Here is a 17,913-nt window from a genome sequence, read left to right on the forward strand (position 1 = left end):
TTGCTGCGACACACCTTTTTTTATTTAAACATCAATAGTTGAATCAGTGAAATGACGGTTGGATTATCCGGCAATTCAGTATGGGCTGCATGGTGCTGGCTCACCGAAATTGTCATATAATCAGCAACTTGCTTTTGAAAAATGAGCCGACCAGCCGCAACACTCGCTGCTGGGACAATCCCATCATTCTTATCGTTAATTGTGCCGCCGACTGAATAGACCACTAAGTCTTTGGATAAATGTTGCCGGCGGCTCTTTAAATCAGCTAACATCGGTGTTTCCTGAGTGATGTGCTCCGACATGCCATTATATGGCGTTCCCAACGTCAGTAATCGCGTAATATTCGGTCCACTTCCACTACGCTCAGCATACCGCGTTAATACAAGCCCACCGTTGGAATAACCAACCCCACCAAAATGCGTAAAGTGGTATTGTTTAGCTAATTTACCTGCTGCCAATTTAAACCATTCGGATTGTTTAAAGACGTTCTCATCACCATCTGCATTGTTTTCAAACGCAACCACAATCACGGGGTGTTGTATTTTTTGATCAAAGCGACCACTGGTTTTCAAGTGACCATTTTTTAATACCGTTACTTTTAAAACATGGCGTGTGGCTTGACGGTTCAATTTAGCAAAGGTGCCATTAAACCCTTCAACTGTTCCATTACTCCCCGGTACGAAAATAACGGGCTGGTTTGCGGTGGCCGAAGTTGGCTGAATAATCGATGGCACCGTTGTTGGACCAGTCGCTACATGACCGATAACCCCACCAATGCCGAAACACAAGATACAAATTAGTAACCATTGCCATTTTTTCATTTGTCATCTTCCTTTGAATCAATCAATTGGTAATCGTTCTGTAGGTAGAATCGCTTGGATATCGGCTGGAATCGGTGCTGGAATCGAGATTGATTGTTGACTGAATGGATCTTGAAATTGCAGTCGATACGCGTGCAATGCTTGTCGCGTTATCCCTAAATCAAGCGGCCCATCATAGAGCTGATCACCCACCAATGGATAGCCTAACGCGCTGAAGTGAACCCGAATCTGATGCGTCCGCCCAGTATGAATCTGAACTTTAACCGCCGTCAACTGACCCGATGCACCCAAGCGCCAATAACTCGTCCAAGCTGACTGACCATCCGCCAACACCTCACGCCGCGGTTGATGGTCGATTTGTCCAATCGGTTCACGAATATCCCCTGATGCTGGTAAACCCGTTCCTGAAACAACTGCTAAATAGAATTTTTGTAATTGATGCTGTTCAATCTGCGGTTGCAATAGACTTTGTGCAATTTGGTGTTTGCCGACTAAAACAATTCCACTTGTATCAAAATCCAAGCGCGTAATGATATGCGGTACTAAATCTGTTGCACCCTGCGCTTGCCAGTAACCCTTAATGCGATTCAACAAAGTATCCGTTTGATTAGTGGGACCCGGAATCGTTGCCAAGCCAGCTGGTTTATTGACCGCCAACCAATACTCGTTCTCATAACAAATAGTGATTGGTTCGTGACTAACAGCAACTGATTCATCGGCCGGTTCAGCTGGTAACTGCAATGTGACCACATCGCCGCATTGTACCTGATCACTAGGCGCACTTTTTTGCCCGTTTACTAGAATCGGTTGGCCTAACGCCTTAATTTTGGCGTACAATCGTTGACTGATGCCACTTGCTAGCAAGAATTGTTTAACAGATTGTGGTTGATTGACGTGCCATTTAATTTCCATTATTCATTTCCCATCTTTGTTCTACTTATTGCTATTATACGATTTATAGCTTGACAATGCCAATCAATGGCCGACCATATTGTTTGCTAAAAGCTTCACCAATTCGCTATGCTTAAATTAGTAAGTAAAAGTGGTTGCCTTTTCAGGAGAACGTGCTATACTAAAGTTACTTACTAATAATAAGTAAACAATTGGAGGTTTCACTATGACAAAAAATATCGCAGTTTTAATTGGTAGTTTACGGAAAGATTCATTTAGCAAATCAGTTGCTAAATCATTGATGCCATTATTCCCATCAGATTATAATCTAGAAATTGTTGAAATTGGTGACTTACCATTGTACAACCAAGATTATGATGATTTAGATCAAGTACCAGAAGCTTACACAACTTTCAGAAATAAAATGAAGACAATGGACGCCGTTTTATTCGTCACACCAGAATACAACCGTTCAGTACCAGCCGTATTGAAAAATGCTTTAGACGTTGGTTCACGTCCTTATGGTGCAAGCATCTGGGATAACAAACCAGCTGAAATCGTCAGCGTTTCACCTGGTGCAATCAGTGGTTTCGGTGCTAACCACCACTTACGTCAATCACTTGTTTTCTTGAACATGCCAACGGTTCAACAACCAGAAGCTTATATCGGCAATGTCATGAACTTATTAGATGACAATCAAGAAATCACAAACCCAGATACACTAAAATTCTTCCAAGCAATCGTAGATGCTTTCGATACATTAATCAAACGCTATTAATCGAATTACACAAAAAACGCCCCGACTTTCGTCGCGGCGTTTTTTATTTTGCATTAGTTTACCAATTCGTTGCATTCCAGATTCGCCCATCAAGTTCACCTTGGCGTTGTTCAATCCGTAATGCTAGTTCATCACTCGTTTGTTGAAGCGCCGTATAAAAAGCTTGCTCTTCATACGTTGTGGCTTGTTCTTTTTGTAGTTGAATTTGTTCTGTTAACCAATCCATTAGCCTTCCCCCTCTTCTTCGCGAATCAGTTGGACTTGCCAATTCAAATCGGTTAATTCCGATCGTTTGTCGGCGAATTGTTCGCTTAAAAGCATTAAACGTTGTTGCGCTTCAGGCGATGTGGCTTCAGCAGCCTTTTTAGTCAGCATCGCTTCAAACCACGCTAATTGCTGATCAAAATTGAACTCGGATTGCGTCAAATACCGTTGATAATCGATGACCAAGCATTGTTTATCAGTTTCTTGCCAATAACCCAATTGATGAATCGCAAGTGGTGGTAAATAGGTCATCCCTAGCTTACGAGCCACCAATTCATATGGGCGCAAAATTTCAGACAGCGTTGCTTGTTCACTGCCGCCAGCTTGAAAATGTTTAGCCGCCGTACCAGTTGAAACGACAACCCCGAGTGTTTTCCCGGCTAATGGTTGGCGGCCATTAAAGGCAAATTGCCCCGTTAAAACGGTGTCCAACCACATTTTTAAGCTCGCTGGAGCAGCATACCAATAGAGCGGAAATTGAAAAATAATCCGCTCATGGTTGCGTAATAATGCTTGTTCAGCAGCCACATCTAACGTCTCAAGCGCATCTAAGTGGTGCCAAGTGATGGCTTCCAGTGGTGCTGCACTCGCTTTTAAAAAGTTTTGGACCATCGACGTCTCAATTTCGGGATGGCTGATAATCACCAATGTTTTCATACTCTGCCAACTTTCTATTTCTAAAGTTTAATTGTACAAAAACATGGCGTAAATTGCGACTAATAGAGTTCCAAATATTGTTCGCGTTCCCATTCGGAAACTTGTTGACGATAAGCTGCCCATTCCAATGATTTAGAATCCATGAAGCTCTGGTAGAGATAAGGTCCCATTGAATCTTTGATAATCTCATCCTTGGCTAGTTCCTTCAATGCATTGTGCAATGTGGATGGTAGGTCAGTGATGTGATTTTCCTTCCGTTCTGTTTCGTCCATGCTATAGATGTTGCGATCCACACCAGCATCAGGCAAGAGCCCTTGATCTAAGCCAGATAAACCGGCTGCCAAAATCGACCCGATTGCTAAATAAGGATTGGCACTTGGATCAACACTCCGTAGTTCGAGACGCGTTGATAACCCGCGTGATTGTGGGACCCGAATCAATGGTGACCGGTTATGACCAGACCATGCAACATAAACCGGTGCCTCAAAACCAGGGACTAATCGTTTGTAAGAATTAACTGTTGGGTTGTTGATTGCCGTGATGGCGCGTGCGTGTTGCAATAAGCCAGCTAAGAAATGATAAGCCGTTTCGGAAAGTTGTTCTGTACCTTTTTCATCGTAGAAGGCATTCGTACCATCTTGATTAAAGAGTGACATATTAATGTGCATCCCAGAGCCGTTGACACCGTGTAATGGTTTTGGCATGAAGGTTGCATGTAATCCATGTTTCCGAGCGATTGTTTTAACGACTAATTTAAAGGTTTGGATGTTATCCGCTGCATCGACTGCATCAGCGTATTTAAAATCGATTTCGTGTTGTCCGGGTGCGACTTCGTGATGACTGGCTTCAACTTCAAAGCCCATCTTTTCAAGTTCCAAAACAATATCACGCCGACAGTTTTCGCCTAAATCAACGGGGGCAAAATCAAAGTAGCCGCCTTGGTCGTTGAGTTTCAACGTTGGTTTGCCGTATTCATCTAATTTAAAGAGGAAAAATTCTGGTTCCGGTCCAATGTTAAAGTCTTTGAACCCTTTATCTTGCATTTCGCGCACTAATTTCTTCAAATTATTCCGTGGATCGCCTAAGAATGGTTCTCCATCTGCGGTATAGACAGAACAGATTAACCGCGCGACTTTTCCATGTTCCGCTTCCCATGGGAAAATGAGCCATGTACTTAAATCAGGCCGCAAATACATATCACTTTCTTCAATCCGGACAAAACCGTCGATTGAAGAACCGTCAAACATCATTTTGTTACTTAAAACTTTATCTAATTGACTAATTGGTACTTCCACATTCTTGATAATCCCGTTGATATCCGTAAACATTAAACGTAAGAACTTAACGTTTTCTTGATCCACTAATTGCTTGATTGCTTCTGCTGTCAATACTTTACGTGCCATTAATCCGTCGCCCCTTAATATAATTTAGATGATTGTGAAATGGTTGACTGTTGTCCAACTAAGCCGCCGACCGATAATAATTCATTGGCCAATAACCGTCGCGCTTTTTCGTCTGATAATTGTTTATCACGCTGCCGATCCGCCTTCTTCTGATAGATCTGGCGAATCTGCGCCATCGTGGTGCCTTCAGCTAGGTAATCCTTGATTTCCAACAAACGATCAACATCGTTCAACGAAAACAACCGTTGATGGCCCGTTGTCCGTTCAGGAAAAACAAGCGCCTGTGCTTCATAATAACGAATTTGACGCGCAGTTTGTCCCGTCAATTTCATTACCGTACCAATTGGCAAAACTGCTAAGTTGCGCCTTAAGTGTTTTTCAGCCATCCATTTCACCTCACTTGCGTTTTATCTTACCAGTCGCCTTTCAAACGGTCAACATTTGATGTCAGATTTTCTAACATCAGCCAACAAAAAAAGGTAAACCAATTTGGTTTACCTTTTAGGCATTAGTCTTCATCGCTGATTTGAATCAAACCACCTGCAAGCATAAACAAATGCGTTACCACCGGTCCAACGAATTTAAACTGGCGCTTCTTTAACTCTTTCGCAAGTTGCGTACTGATCGGCGCTGATTTATCGGACACGCCAGCCATTTGTGAATCAAGCAATTGCGGCTGACCATCAACAAATGCCCACAAATACGCTGAAAAACTGCCATATTCAGTTTGGATGGCTTGAATTGCCCGCGCATTTTGAATCGTTGCCCGAATCTTACGCGTATTACGAATCATATCTGGTTCTTTTTGCAGGCGTTCAACATCCATTTCATCAAATTGTGCGACTTGATCAATCACCATCCCAACCATTTGTTGTCGCAGAACTGGTATTTTACTTGCAGCTACTTTCCAGCTCAACCCCACTTGGAAGACCCCAACTGTTAAGAGTTCAAACCAAATACGATCATCGTGCGTTGGCGTGCCAAAATAATTGTGATAAGCCTGAACCCCATCTGTCGCCGTTTCAAAGTTGTTTTTTGCTGTTTCATCTACCATCGATAAACCGCCTGTCCTGCGCTTTCTGCTGGAAACCCAACTTTTTCCGCTAATTCGCTGTAATGTACCTCTAAATAATTAAAGCAGTCAGTTGTGTCATGCGTCATAAAATAAGGCAGCAAAGCCATCTGATCATCAAATTGAACGTGTTCCTGTTGTGCATAAGCTTTCAGAACTTTTGCCAACTGAAGAAAATCCTGGTTGGTAATATAGTATGGTGCTACGGATTGCTTTGTATCAACCGTCACGATGGCCCGATAAGCGTGCCCGATACCTTGTAACCCGCCAACGGTTGATGGTCCAGCAGTCTGCATGACCGCATAATGAATTGTTCGAATTTCCGTTGTCGCAAGTTGCTTAACAACTTTTGCGGGCATGACTTTTAAAACATCTGTCTGCTTTAAACAAATTTGGCGCGGTTCTAATACAATTAAATAAGGACTCCGTGCTTGCCACCAATTCGCTGGCATTGTTTGGCCATCACTAGTAACAGTTACATCCGTCAAAGTGGCACTGAACTGTTGTGCTAAATCCACATAGTGTTGTTCGGGTTGTTGCATAATCCGTCCTAAATCGGACAAAAGAATGAATTCGGTTTAGTGACCGTTTCAACCCCGAGCAAAGTATTCAAACTTACATTATACAATTTGGCAAGAACAACCAATGTATTCAAGTCTGGTGCACTTTTATCCGTCTCCCATTTAGAAATGACTTGTCATGACACATTAATCTGCTCTGCGAGTGTCTGTTGAGAGTAGTTCGCATCCAAACGAAATTGTTTTAATTGTTGACCAATTAACATCTAACCACCTCCAAGACTTACCGTAGCGAGAATGACACATTTATACTAGCAACAATCCAAAGCATCTCTTAAAACCGACCGCTACGATTCGTTGCACCCTTATCATACCATGCTTAACGCACAAAAAAAGCGGTCAATCAAACGCGAATTTGATTGACCGCTTGGCATTTATTTTTCAAAGAAGGTTGTTTGGACTGCCCGACTAATCGCGAGTTTAACGTGCGCGTAAGTTAACCCACCTTGTAAGTAAAGTGTATATGGGGCGCGCAATGGGCCGTCTGCTGAAAATTCGATGCTGGCACCTTGGATAAAGGTCCCGGCAGCCATTACGATTTGATCTTCGTAACCGGCAAAATCACTTGGAATGGGGGTCACAAATGAATCGATTGGTGATTGCGCTTGAACACAACCAGCGAACTTAACCATATCATCCGGATTACCGAAGTTCACCGTTTGGATCAAGTCTGTTCTAGGGGCATCCCATTTAGGTGAGACACTCAAGCCCATTTGCTCCAAAAGCGCTGCTTCAAAAACAGCCCCTTTAATCGCATTACCAGTCACACTTGGTGCTAAGAAGAAACCTTCAAACATCAATTGCAGATTGCCTTGTGTGGCGCCTTCACTGGCACCAACACCTGGCACAGTCAGGCGATAACCAATCATTTCGATTAATTTTTCAGTCCCGACGATGTAACCACCCGTTTGCGCAATCCCACCACCAGCATTTTTGATTAAAGAACCGGCCATTACGTCGGCCCCGAATTCTGTTGGTTCCGTTGTTTCAGAGAATTCACCGTAAGCATTATCGACAAAGACAATCAATTCAGGGTTAATGTTTTTGACAAAGGCAATCATTTCCTTGATTTTATCAACCGTGAAACTATCGCGATCAGCATAGCCACGTGAACGTTGGATAGCGACCACTTTTGTCTTAGCTGTAATTTTGGTCCGGGCCGTTTCAAAATCCACGGCACCATCAGCTAATAATGGCACAAAATCGAATCCAATTTGGAATTCTTTTAGTGAACCAATCCCGTTACCGGCCATCCCGATGACTTCTTGCAACGTATCATATGGTTCGCCCGTAAGATATAAAAGATCATCGCCAGGCCGCAACATCCCCAATAAGGCCGTTCCAATCGCGTGTGTGCCGGAAACCAATTGCGGCCGCACAAGCGCATCTTCAGTTTTGAAAACGTGACTATAGACGGCCTCTAACTTATCGCGTCCTTGATCATCGTTGCCGTAACCGGTTGTCCCGTTTAAATGCGATTCAGAAATATTTTCTGCTTGAAACGCTTCGAGCACCTTTGCTTGATTATTGATGATTTGTTCATCCAGTGCTTGTAAACGCGGTGCGATTTGCGTATCAACTGCCGCGATTTTAGCTTGTAATTCTGGTGCTAAGTTTGCTTGCCAATCCATTTTTTAACCACTCCATTTCTATTATTGCTGTAACCATTGTTGTAAATCGGTTTGAATCCGAGCCAAATCGGCTTCAGGTTGTTCAACCAGATTGTACCAATTGACCGGAATCTGGTTTCTAAACCACGTTAGTTGTCGTTTTGCGTAGTGCCGTGAATTTTGTTTTACTTGAGCAATTGCCACGTCTAATGAACAGTCACTATCAAAGTATGGGAAGAACTCTTTATACCCAATCCCCCGCACGGCTTGCGGACTCGTTTCACGATGTGCATAAGCCAACCGCGCTTCTTCTAAAAGTCCAGCATCGATCATTTGATCCACCCGCTGGTTGATTCGCTTGTATAATAATGCACGGTCACAATTCAATCCAATAATAAACGTATCATAACGTAATTCTTTTGGCTTTTGTTGTGAAAACAAAGTTCCCGTTGTTTCATAAACCTCTAATGCGCGAACCACACGCCGTGGATTCGCACTCGGAATTTTAGCGGCTGCTTGCGGATCAATTTGATTAAGCGTCTGCCACAAAGCTTCTTCAGAATGCTGATCCAAAAAAGTTTGCCATTTTTGACGAATCGTAAAATTCTGTTCCGCATCTTGCGCACTACCCAGGGTCATATCGTACAGTAACGCCTGCAAATAAAGTCCCGTTCCACCAACAACCAAGGGCATGTGTTGCCGGCCGACGATTTCAGTGACGAGTTGTTGTCCTTGCTGTTGAAAGTCAAAGGCAGTGAAGCGTTGATCGATATCCGCCACATCAATTAAGTGGTGCGGCGCAAGCGCCTGCTCTTTTGGTGTGACTTTGGCCGTACCGATGTCTAACTGGCGATAAACCTGCATCGCATCCCCGGAAATAATCTCACCTTGCAACTGTTGTGCGAGTTGTAGACTTAACGCTGTTTTACCAACGCCTGTCGGACCAACAATGACGATTAGCTTTTCTTTTTCCATATTTTCACCACATTAATTAACGTATTTTACTAGCTATTCGCGCTTAAATACGCGATAATAAAGTTGTACTTGAATGAATTGAGACTTGAGGAGGCTTTACCTATGAAACATAAATTTCTAAAAGGTTTCGTAATCGGAACCGTTTCAACAGTCGGCGCGATTGCCGGTTCACTCTTGGCATTTAAGAAGACCGTCGTTGATCCAATCGAAGAAAAAGAAAATCAAATTGAAGAAAGTCGTCGACGTGCTAACCGTAAGAGCCATTCAGCTCACCAAGGCTAAGCGCTTTGAAAAGACTGCGTCCGTTGCCTGATTGGCGACGGACTTTTTTATGGAAACGTGCTTTTTAAAGCTGACTCTTGGGATTAGCTTCGTATTGCAAACGACCGACTTTGTCGGTCATTAACAACACTATGCTAATGCTCAGAGTCAAACCGCTTTAAACGCACTCTGTTTTGAAACGTGCTTTTCAAACCATGTTCCTGCGTTTAGCCTAATTAGCCAAACAAACAGCTTCGCCATTTGTTTGGCCAATTTTGCTAATCCTCAGAACATGACCGGTTTGAACGCACTCTATAAAAAGCCCAACAGTTGACTAGTTTTTTCGCTAGTAACTCTTGGGCTTTTTTGGTTTAATTTAATTTCTTTTTACGCTTTGTTTTGCCGGTCCAACCAGCATAACCCTTTTTCAACCATTTAATGTCGGTGAAACCGGCTTTTCTTAACTTCAGTGCTGCTCGGATACTGAGCGTAATGCCTGCATCATATAAGTAGACTGGTAAGTCCATCCGTAGTTCACCCATATTTTGTTTCAACATTGGATAAGGTAAGTTGCGGGCGCCTAAAATGTGGCCTGCATCAAAATCTTTTTTATCCCGTAAGTCGACAATTTGGGCCTTGCGCATTGTTTCTTCAAACGCCGCTTCCGTTAATTCGCCGCCTAAGCGTTTGCGTTGAATTTGATAATATGCCCAATCGCCCAAGAACCAAAGTAAAATGGCGATCAGAATAATATTAATTACTACCCATACATTAATTGTCCCTAATACAAGCATCGATAAGACTCCCTTATAACAAATTATTGTTGATCAAATTGAAGTGCAAGTGAAGCAGCCCCGATAACACCGGCTACGTTTCCTAAGTTTGCTAAACGAATCTTAGTCGTATTTTTAACATTTGGGAATGTAAATTCTTCAAAGTAAGCTTCAACTTGTTTACGTAAAAATTCCCCAGCAGCTGAAACACCACCACCGATAACGATGTAAGCGGGATTCAACATGTTCCCAACGTTAGCTAATGCTAAACCAAGGTAGTAAGAAACACGATCAACAACCTTAACAGCCAATGCATCTGATTCTTTAGCCATGTCAAAAACTAATTTAGAGCTGATTTCTTCACCATCATCCAACATTGTCTTTAATTTTGAATTACCAGCGTATTCTTCAGCCATGTCACGTGCAACGCGCACAACACCGGTTGCTGAAGCATAAGTTTCTAAACAACCTTGTTTGCCACACGTACATTCATAACCATGTGGTTCAACTGTTACGTGGCCTAATTCACCTGCAGAACCAGCAACACCGTGTAATAAATGGCCATCAGCAACGATCCCGCCGCCAACTCCAGTGCCAAGTGTGACAAAAGCAACATCGGGTTGGTTTTCACCAGCACCCTTCCAACGTTCACCTAAAGCAGCAACGTTGGCATCATTATCAATTGCAAGCTTCATGTGTGTGCCAGCTTCGATATCGCGACGTAAGTATTGGGTTGTCTTCCAGTTTAAGTTGTAAGCACCAATAACGGTCCCTTCTTTACTGTTAACACTACCAGGTGTGCCCATACCAATCCCGATGAAATCAGCAGGTGTCATGTTATATAAATCTAAATGATGATTAATCGATTCAATGATATCCGGTGTAATGTGGCTACCTTCATCTAAAATATCCGTATCGATACTCCAGCGTTGTTGGATTTCGCCATCCATTGTCATAATTGCAAATTTAGCAGTTGTCCCGCCTAAATCAACGCCGATTAACTTCTTGTCTGTCATTTAAACTTCTCCTCCAATAAATTGTGATTAAACGCTTCATTTTTCTCCAACCGATGTTCACGCACTAAAACCATCTTAGCATCACGATACACTTTGCCATCGATTAACCCCGCATCATAAACGTGCCGTAATTCGATACTGGTGAGCTCGATATCCCAAAGTCGTTTACCAAGATGGACGTAAACGCCAAATTGTTTTAAAAGTTGTTGTACATCATATAGAGTTCTCATCAACTTCACCTTTAACATTATACATAAATTGATTAATGATTCATACCCAGAAAACCAAATAAAATCATCGTTGCAACATAAATTAACCCACTCACCACACGGTTCAGCGGGTTAATCTTACCCACTTTGGGTGCACCCAGCGCCATACTACTTAAAAAGCCGCCAAGTACCCCACCTACCATTGCGTACAATGCATTGTGATCGACAATAAATTGTAATCCGATTGTTAAAAATAAAAACAGCCAATACTGGCGTGCCACTTGTCCTAGCACGGATTCTTCTTTAAAGGCATCACCTAACATCAAGAAGCCACCGAATAGCCCTAAGATAGCTGTTCCAGCAGTCACGGTTGGTGTATCGAGACCAAAAAAAGCGCCCGTTGTAAACAAACTCGCCAAACTGCTCAGTATATAGATAGCTAATAGGCGCCAGTGTCCTAATAATCGTTCAAGTTGTCCACCAACAAAAAACAAAATAACCAAATCTACGAAGAGATTCATAAACCGGCCATGATTGACAGATGCCATCATAAACCCAATAATCCGGCCATTCATTAGCATGTTAACCGATGTAAAGCCGTTCAACCATACAACCGGATTCAAAAACATCATTGCAAACATCAAAATCGTTAGTAACATCAAGGCATACACCACAATCGGTGCGTCTTGCCAACGTTCTTTAAAATTAGTCATCTTTTCTCCTTTAGACCTGAAGAACCTGATCGAGTTGGATATCGAATTCATCAATGGCCCAATCAGCACTTCGTTGTTGTGGTTTAAGCGCTAGTGCAACAGTTGGCATTGGATATTTGGCAAGATAACGATCATAATAACCGCCACCAAAACCAACCCGCCAACCTTCTGGACTAAATGCTAGTCCCGGCACAATCATTAAATCAGGGATTAACACCTGGCTACCAGCTGTAACCACTGGTTCTAAAGCACCATAGGAACTCGTTGTTAATTCAGTGGTTGCCGTTAACGGGTAAAAAGCCATTTGTCGCTCTGGCAATGTCTTGGGCACTACAACTTCTTTACCGGCCAAACGAATGGCATCAATTACCGGCTGGGTCGCCATTTCAATTGGCTGACTCAACGTGACACCGATGATTGTTGCCTTTTGAAACACCTCGGTTGCCATTAACAATTCCAAAAGTTGTGCTTCTTGGGCATGTTTAAGCGCAGGCGTCTGCGCAAGCGTTTGTAATGCCGCAATTTGTTGTTGCCGAATTTGCTTTTTAGTCCGCATTCAAAAGCCTCCTTAACAAAAAAAAGCCCGAGCGCGAAGCGCCCCGACTTTTGATGTGCGTCACTATTATTTAGTTTCGCGGTGTAAAGTTACTTTGCGTTCGCGTGGGCAATATTTCTTTAATTCCAAGCGATCTGGATTGTTACGTTTATTTTTGTTTGATAAGTAACTACGTTCGTGACATTCTGTACATTCCATTGTAATGTGAACACGCATTGATATAGCCTCCAAGCTGTAAGTAAATTTCTAAAAAACTGTTTAATTCTTAGACTCTTAGTATCATACCATTTTTTATGGTATCTGAAAAGGTTATTTTGGAATATTTCATTCAGTAATGTTATTTAATTTATAGAAACTCGTAATCATTTCACGGGCTAGTAACGTATTGTAGTGCCCTTTATCAGAGTTTAAGTTCGGGAACACAATGGCGATTGCCACTTGCGGATTATCGTATGGAGCAAAGCCAACCAAACTAGAAGTAACGGTTTCGACTTGCTTACTTGTCGAATCGTTTGGATCTTCACGGGCAAATGATTGTGCCGTCCCGGTTTTAGCGCCAAGCGTTGGTTTAATATCTTTCAAGGTGTGTGCTGTCCCCCAAGCGTTGGTCCCATTGACAACGTTGTACATCCCTTTTTTAACGACATTAAAGTAACTTTCGGGCGCATCAACTGTGCTAAGCACTGTCGGCGTGGTCTTGGTACCAACTTGGCCAGCTGACCCATCATTACCAGTTTGTTGAATCGAATCCACAAGGTATGGTTTCATTCGTTGACCACCGTTTGCGATGGTTGAAATGTATTGTGCCAATTGAATTAAGGTGTAGGCATCGTAGTTACCATAAGATAAATCAAGTAATGAACCATTGGCTGGCTCGCCATATTCATTGACGGTTGGCCCTTCGATCCCGGTGGCTTCACCTGGCAAATCAATCCCAGTCTTTTGTCCTAAGCCAAATTGACTGAAGTAGCCACGCATCTTCGTAAAGATATCTGAATCCATCGTTAACGAAGAATTGGGTACATATTTGGCATGCCCTTCTAACATCGCTAATTGCATCATGTAAATATTAGAAGAAACTTCCAACGCTGATTCAGCGTTCAATGATCCAAACGTCCCAACTGGGTAAACAGATTTCTTAACCGGCGTTCCTCTTAAATAGATTGGTGTATCCGGTAAGGTATTATTGGTTGGCGTAATCACACCATCCATTAAGCCCCCCATAACGGTCGCCCCTTTAATAGCAGACCCCATGACGAAGGTGTGATTAATCACCCCGAGCGCATCATCGGCAATTTCACCTGACTTACGATCGTTGGATTCGCCAGCCATTGCTAAAATAGCACCTGTTTTCGGATTCATCGCCACGGCATAGGCACCATCAGAATACTGAGTGGCTCCCGCTGCTTTTGCCTGATCATAGACTTTCTTCAAAGCCGCTTCCACTTGCGTTTGATAAGCTTGGTCAATTGTTAAATTTAAATTACTCCCTTTTTGCCCTTTAAATAAGACATTACTTGAGAGAATCTGATTATTCGCACCAACTTCAACTTGTGATTGCGACTTAGAACCATGCAAGACACTTTCGTATTGCTTTTCTAAATAACTGGTCCCAACGCGATCATTACGCGAATAGCCCTGTGCTAGCAAGGAGTTGACGCCATCTTCTGGTAACCCTTGCTCTTCAGTTGAAACATGTCCAATAATACTGCGCATTGAATCGCCATTAGGATAAGCCCGTTCCCAATCGGTGCTGACATTAATCCCTGGCAAACTCGTTAGATGTTCACTGATTTCAGCAATTTCCTTATCAGTCACATCCGTATTTTTAATATAAACTGTCGATAATTGATAAGCCCCACTCATAATTTTGAAAATCGCAGCGGCTTGTTTTTGTTGCTCGTTTAACCCTTTAAACGACTTTTTAACCAATTCGATTGTTGATTGATAAACCTTCTTTTCTGGCAACTCAGAACCATCACTGGCAACCTTCGCAGATTTAGGCAGTTTTGCGTTCCATTTTTTAAGATTCTTGGGGTTACTGAGGTAGTAATCAATCTGATCACGTTCAGTTAACTTATCCGTCGGGACCGTTAAATATTGGGTTAACTTATTGGCCTCTGCATACATTTTGTCTGCCAAGACATTCATATTCTTCGTATAAGTAATCGCCGGTTTAGCAGTATTCCCAACTAAGACACGGCCCTTTAAATCCAGAATCATCCCTCGAGGCACGTTACCTGTAACGATTTTCTTATCAGTACTGTTGACCATCGCTTGAAAATTAGCGCCCTCCATCACTTGCAGGCGTCCCAATTGCATAATCAACGCGGCAAATAACGCGAAGACAACGAATAATAGGAAATTTAAGCGGAATGGAATCAGTGATTTTTCACGATTTTGTTTGTTTTTTCTCTTAATGATTTTCACAGACGGTCAGATACTCCTTATTTAGCGCCGCTCTAGTAAAAGATGGCGCCGCTCTATGCTTCAAAAAGTCGCCAAGCGACCTTTTGAGCGATTTTGTGCTGTATTGTTTAAGTTTAGCAAAATTATCTTAAACAAGCTATGCCAAATCTCTAAATTCAAACGAGATTATGGTATGCTTAAGCATAGTCATTAACTGGTTATATTTTACAGCTTTTCTCAGTTAAAAACGGACTAGCAACCTAATTTTTAGATTTTTTTATTAATTGGAGGATTACCGTGAGTCGATTTTACGCTTTTGCACGTCGTCATTATACATTAGGCCTTAGTTTCTTACTACCATTTGGCATTTTATTTATCTACGGACTACTTCGACAAGTGTTCCCTTTTGGAGGGCAAACAATCCTGACTGTTGATCTAGGCCAACAATACATCGATTTTTACGCTTTTTTCAGAAGTACGCTATTGCACCATCCCGAAACTTTTTTTTATTCCTTTGCTAAGGGCTTAGGGGGCGACATGCTTGGGGTCTGGGCTTACTATTTGATGAGTCCATTCAATCTAATCGTCCTATTGACACCAGGAACTTGGTTGAGTTTTGGTGTTTGGCTGCTTGTCCTTTTCAAAACAGGCGCCAGTGGTCTTAGCTTTGCGTACTACTTAAAATCTAACAAACTACTCCATAGCTGGTGGTTACCGACACTTAGTGTTGTCTACGCCTTATCCGGGTTTGCAATTGCCAACCAGTTTAACGTTATGTGGTTGGATGCACTCGTCTGGCTTCCACTAGTTGTCTTAGGCATCGACCGGCTCTTTACAGGCCGTCACTTTTGGCTTTATCCATTGAGTCTTGCCGCACTCTTAATGAGTAACTATTATATGGGCTATATGGTTTGCCTGTTTGTCATTGCTTATTTTGCGTGGGCTTGTGCTCATTATTGGCAAACTTGGCGCCATCTATGGCAACGCGCTGCCCGCTTCATCAGTGGCTCACTCTTGGCCGGCTTACTCTCAGCCTGGCTCCTATTGCCAACTTTTTTCCAATTGACGCAGAGCAAAGGGCAGTACACCATTCAAAAGATTCATTGGAAGTTCGAATATAATCCGCTTAAGATGCTTTCTAAACTTGTGATTGGCGATTTTAACTTCGACCAAATGCCAAAAGGCGAACCGAATATATTCGTCGGCAGTCTCGTATTGATTTGTGCCATCTTGTATTTTGGAACACGCAAGATTGCCTGGCAAGAACGGTTAGTTGCCTTATTAGTCACCATTTTCTTAGGTGTTTCAATGTGTTATGAACCCCTTGATTTATTATGGCACGGCATGCAATTTCCAGTTTGGTATCCTTACCGCTTTTCATATGTGGTTAGCTTTTGGCTAATCGTGCTCGCGGTTCAACGGCTCCACCAGCACCCCCGATTTAGTTGGTATCAACTCTTATTGCCGTTTTTAATGTTGATGGCGGCTTTTGATTATACTGCCAAACATCTCAAGAGCTTCACCGCGCTAAGTCCTAATCAGATTAACTTAAGCATCGCTTTCTTACTGATGACATGCTTGCTTTTACTCCTGAAAAAGCCGCTCAAGCGCTATTATCCTTTGCTCTTAGTTCTATGCGTCGGTGGTGAGATGGTCACCAACGCGACAATGAGTCTTAATCAAATTAGCTATGTCTCACAAAAAGATTACGCAGATTATACAGCTCATTTACAATCAGCCATTAGCGCAATTCCAAATAAAACTGCGTTTCAACGAATTGGCAAAACCTTTATGCGGACAAAAAATGACCCGATGCAAGCTGATTATTTCGGCGGATCTCATTTTAATTCGATGCTCGAACCGAGCTATCCGAAATTCATGGGCAGCATTGGCGAACCAGCTGGCGATGGCGCCGTTGCCGATACTAATCAGACCCTGTTCACCGATGCGTTATTAGGTTATCGCTACTACCTTAACAATACTAGTGGGCAAGCAACAATTCCACTCAGTACGAATAAGCCGGACTTAGCACGTTATAACTTACTCAAAAAAAAAGATCAAATTGCAATTTATCAAAACCCCAACGCACTTGATTTAGGCTTTGCGGCCTCTGAAAAAGTGCTTAAACATCATGTGGTTGCCAATTATCCCATCCTTGAACAGAACCAGATTGCGGCAGACTTAGTCAATTCAGCGACAGAACAGCCACTCTTCACACTTCAATTTTTCAATACTGTCACTTACAAGAATGCTAAACAAAAACCAAAACTCAACGAAACTTTCCTCCGGGTTGATCCGAAGAATCCAGCTCACGTCATCTATACCTTCACACCCACTACGAGTGATCCCTATTACCTCACATTAGGCTCAAACCTCGAAAAAAATGCGGTTCAGGTCTCATTAAACGGTCACACGCTACAACAATACGATACTTTCCGCGATACTGTCGTCTTAAACCTAACAAGTAACGCAATCGGCCAACAACAAACCGTTGACCTTAGCTTTTCTAAAAAGGAAACTTGGCTCCAAAATATTAATTTATATAGTTTGAATTATCAAGCATTGACGCACCTAACGCAGCAACTTCGTGCACATGCATTGAAACTGAATACTTTCTCAAACGCAACCATCAAAGGAACGATCACCATTCCTCAACAAAACCAAGTCCTCATGACAACCGTCCCCTATGCTGCTGGTTGGCATGCAACGGTTGACGGCCATCCGGTTAAAATCAAACGCGGCTTGAAGAACTTCATCGCCATCCCGCTGAAAAAAGGTCACCATACCGTTACCCTTAAATACTGGCCACCTTATTTCTATTGGGGTTTGACGATTTCACTAATCAGCGCCGGCTTTGCAATTGGTGGTTATTACAGCTACAAATACTACCGCCGCCGCCACTTATTCTAACCATCAAAAAAAGCCCC

The 17,913-nt window shown here is 42.6% G+C and carries 21 protein-coding genes; 3 read left to right on the forward strand and 18 right to left on the reverse strand.

Features of this window, described 5'->3' with window-relative positions; translation table 11 throughout:
- Nucleotides 1-20: 20 nt before the first annotated feature.
- Nucleotides 21-821, reverse strand: coding sequence for an alpha/beta hydrolase (locus tag ACF1X7_RS00615; protein WP_064777320.1), 801 nt, complete (start codon nt 819-821; stop codon nt 21-23).
- 18 nt (nt 822-839) lie between these two features.
- On the reverse strand, nt 840-1,733 hold the full coding sequence (locus tag ACF1X7_RS00620; protein ID WP_411162338.1) for an RluA family pseudouridine synthase: 894 nt from the start codon (nt 1,731-1,733) through the stop codon (nt 840-842).
- A gap of 205 nt (nt 1,734-1,938) precedes the next feature.
- Between ACF1X7_RS00620 and ACF1X7_RS00625 the strand changes: the two genes are divergently transcribed.
- The gene (locus ACF1X7_RS00625) at nt 1,939-2,490 is read left to right on the forward strand and encodes an NADPH-dependent FMN reductase (protein ID WP_039098818.1); all 552 of its coding nucleotides are present in this window, start codon (nt 1,939-1,941) and stop codon (nt 2,488-2,490) included.
- 58 nt (nt 2,491-2,548) lie between these two features.
- Here the strand turns inward: ACF1X7_RS00625 and ACF1X7_RS00630 are convergent, their stop codons facing one another.
- The 9 genes from ACF1X7_RS00630 to miaA form a co-directional block, all read right to left on the reverse strand.
- Nucleotides 2,549-2,716 carry a hypothetical protein gene (locus tag ACF1X7_RS00630; protein WP_004265345.1) on the reverse strand — a complete coding sequence of 56 codons (168 nt, stop codon included), beginning with the start codon at nt 2,714-2,716 and terminating at the stop codon, nt 2,549-2,551.
- Nucleotides 2,716-3,411 carry an NAD(P)H-dependent oxidoreductase gene (locus tag ACF1X7_RS00635; protein WP_039098816.1) on the reverse strand — a complete coding sequence of 232 codons (696 nt, stop codon included), beginning with the start codon at nt 3,409-3,411 and terminating at the stop codon, nt 2,716-2,718. Before ACF1X7_RS00635 ends, ACF1X7_RS00630 begins: the two co-directional genes overlap by 1 nt.
- A gap of 59 nt (nt 3,412-3,470) precedes the next feature.
- The gene (gene glnA, locus ACF1X7_RS00640; RefSeq protein WP_039098814.1) at nt 3,471-4,814 is read right to left on the reverse strand and encodes a type I glutamate--ammonia ligase; all 1,344 of its coding nucleotides are present in this window, start codon (nt 4,812-4,814) and stop codon (nt 3,471-3,473) included.
- A gap of 14 nt (nt 4,815-4,828) precedes the next feature.
- The gene (locus ACF1X7_RS00645; protein WP_004265234.1) at nt 4,829-5,200 is read right to left on the reverse strand and encodes a MerR family transcriptional regulator; all 372 of its coding nucleotides are present in this window, start codon (nt 5,198-5,200) and stop codon (nt 4,829-4,831) included.
- A gap of 122 nt (nt 5,201-5,322) precedes the next feature.
- Nucleotides 5,323-5,868: a DNA-3-methyladenine glycosylase I gene (locus ACF1X7_RS00650; RefSeq protein WP_411162339.1), complete on the reverse strand. Its 546-nt coding sequence runs from the start codon at nt 5,866-5,868 to the stop codon at nt 5,323-5,325.
- A complete protein-coding gene (locus ACF1X7_RS00655; RefSeq protein WP_411162340.1) occupies nt 5,862-6,428 on the reverse strand; it encodes a hypothetical protein in 567 nt (188 codons plus the stop codon). The genes ACF1X7_RS00650 and ACF1X7_RS00655 overlap by 7 nt, the downstream gene beginning before the upstream one ends.
- Before the next feature lie 8 nt (nt 6,429-6,436).
- A complete protein-coding gene (locus ACF1X7_RS00660; RefSeq protein WP_237023252.1) occupies nt 6,437-6,541 on the reverse strand; it encodes a hypothetical protein in 105 nt (34 codons plus the stop codon).
- Nucleotides 6,542-6,838: 297 nt separating this feature from the next.
- A complete protein-coding gene (locus ACF1X7_RS00665; protein ID WP_004265189.1) occupies nt 6,839-8,095 on the reverse strand; it encodes an aminotransferase class I/II-fold pyridoxal phosphate-dependent enzyme in 1,257 nt (418 codons plus the stop codon).
- A gap of 21 nt (nt 8,096-8,116) precedes the next feature.
- On the reverse strand, nt 8,117-9,049 hold the full coding sequence (miaA, locus tag ACF1X7_RS00670; RefSeq protein WP_065825471.1) for a tRNA (adenosine(37)-N6)-dimethylallyltransferase MiaA: 933 nt from the start codon (nt 9,047-9,049) through the stop codon (nt 8,117-8,119).
- 102 nt (nt 9,050-9,151) lie between these two features.
- Here miaA and ACF1X7_RS00675 point away from each other — a divergent pair, with 102 nt between their 5' ends.
- Nucleotides 9,152-9,331 (forward strand): DUF3042 family protein, encoded by a 180-nt coding sequence (locus tag ACF1X7_RS00675; RefSeq protein WP_004265196.1) that lies wholly within the window; start codon nt 9,152-9,154, stop codon nt 9,329-9,331.
- Nucleotides 9,332-9,681: 350 nt separating this feature from the next.
- On the opposite strand, the gene ACF1X7_RS00680 is transcribed toward ACF1X7_RS00675, so the two are convergent.
- From ACF1X7_RS00680 to ACF1X7_RS00710, 7 genes are all read right to left on the reverse strand, one after another.
- Nucleotides 9,682-10,104, reverse strand: a complete 423-nt coding sequence (locus tag ACF1X7_RS00680) for a rhodanese-like domain-containing protein (RefSeq protein ID WP_004265272.1) — start codon at nt 10,102-10,104, stop codon at nt 9,682-9,684.
- Between the two features lie 23 nt (nt 10,105-10,127).
- Nucleotides 10,128-11,099 (reverse strand): ROK family glucokinase, encoded by a 972-nt coding sequence (locus tag ACF1X7_RS00685; RefSeq protein WP_054644041.1) that lies wholly within the window; start codon nt 11,097-11,099, stop codon nt 10,128-10,130.
- On the reverse strand, nt 11,096-11,329 hold the full coding sequence (locus ACF1X7_RS00690) for a YqgQ family protein (RefSeq protein ID WP_035185973.1): 234 nt from the start codon (nt 11,327-11,329) through the stop codon (nt 11,096-11,098). Before ACF1X7_RS00690 ends, ACF1X7_RS00685 begins: the two co-directional genes overlap by 4 nt.
- A 32-nt stretch (nt 11,330-11,361) precedes the next feature.
- A complete protein-coding gene (locus ACF1X7_RS00695) occupies nt 11,362-12,021 on the reverse strand; it encodes a rhomboid family intramembrane serine protease (protein WP_004265271.1) in 660 nt (219 codons plus the stop codon).
- A gap of 10 nt (nt 12,022-12,031) precedes the next feature.
- The gene (locus tag ACF1X7_RS00700) at nt 12,032-12,577 is read right to left on the reverse strand and encodes a 5-formyltetrahydrofolate cyclo-ligase (protein WP_004265360.1); all 546 of its coding nucleotides are present in this window, start codon (nt 12,575-12,577) and stop codon (nt 12,032-12,034) included.
- Nucleotides 12,578-12,643: 66 nt separating this feature from the next.
- On the reverse strand, nt 12,644-12,793 hold the full coding sequence (gene rpmG / locus ACF1X7_RS00705; RefSeq protein WP_011375028.1) for a 50S ribosomal protein L33: 150 nt from the start codon (nt 12,791-12,793) through the stop codon (nt 12,644-12,646).
- A gap of 108 nt (nt 12,794-12,901) precedes the next feature.
- Nucleotides 12,902-15,007: a peptidoglycan D,D-transpeptidase FtsI family protein gene (locus ACF1X7_RS00710; protein ID WP_411162341.1), complete on the reverse strand. Its 2,106-nt coding sequence runs from the start codon at nt 15,005-15,007 to the stop codon at nt 12,902-12,904.
- A 276-nt stretch (nt 15,008-15,283) separates the two neighbouring features.
- Between ACF1X7_RS00710 and ACF1X7_RS00715 the strand changes: the two genes are divergently transcribed.
- Nucleotides 15,284-17,896 carry a YfhO family protein gene (locus ACF1X7_RS00715; RefSeq protein WP_411162342.1) on the forward strand — a complete coding sequence of 871 codons (2,613 nt, stop codon included), beginning with the start codon at nt 15,284-15,286 and terminating at the stop codon, nt 17,894-17,896.
- Nucleotides 17,897-17,913 lie beyond the last annotated feature (17 nt).

This window comes from Latilactobacillus sp. VITA-14 (assembly GCF_046580785.1).
Lineage (GTDB): Bacteria > Bacillota > Bacilli > Lactobacillales > Lactobacillaceae > Latilactobacillus > Latilactobacillus curvatus.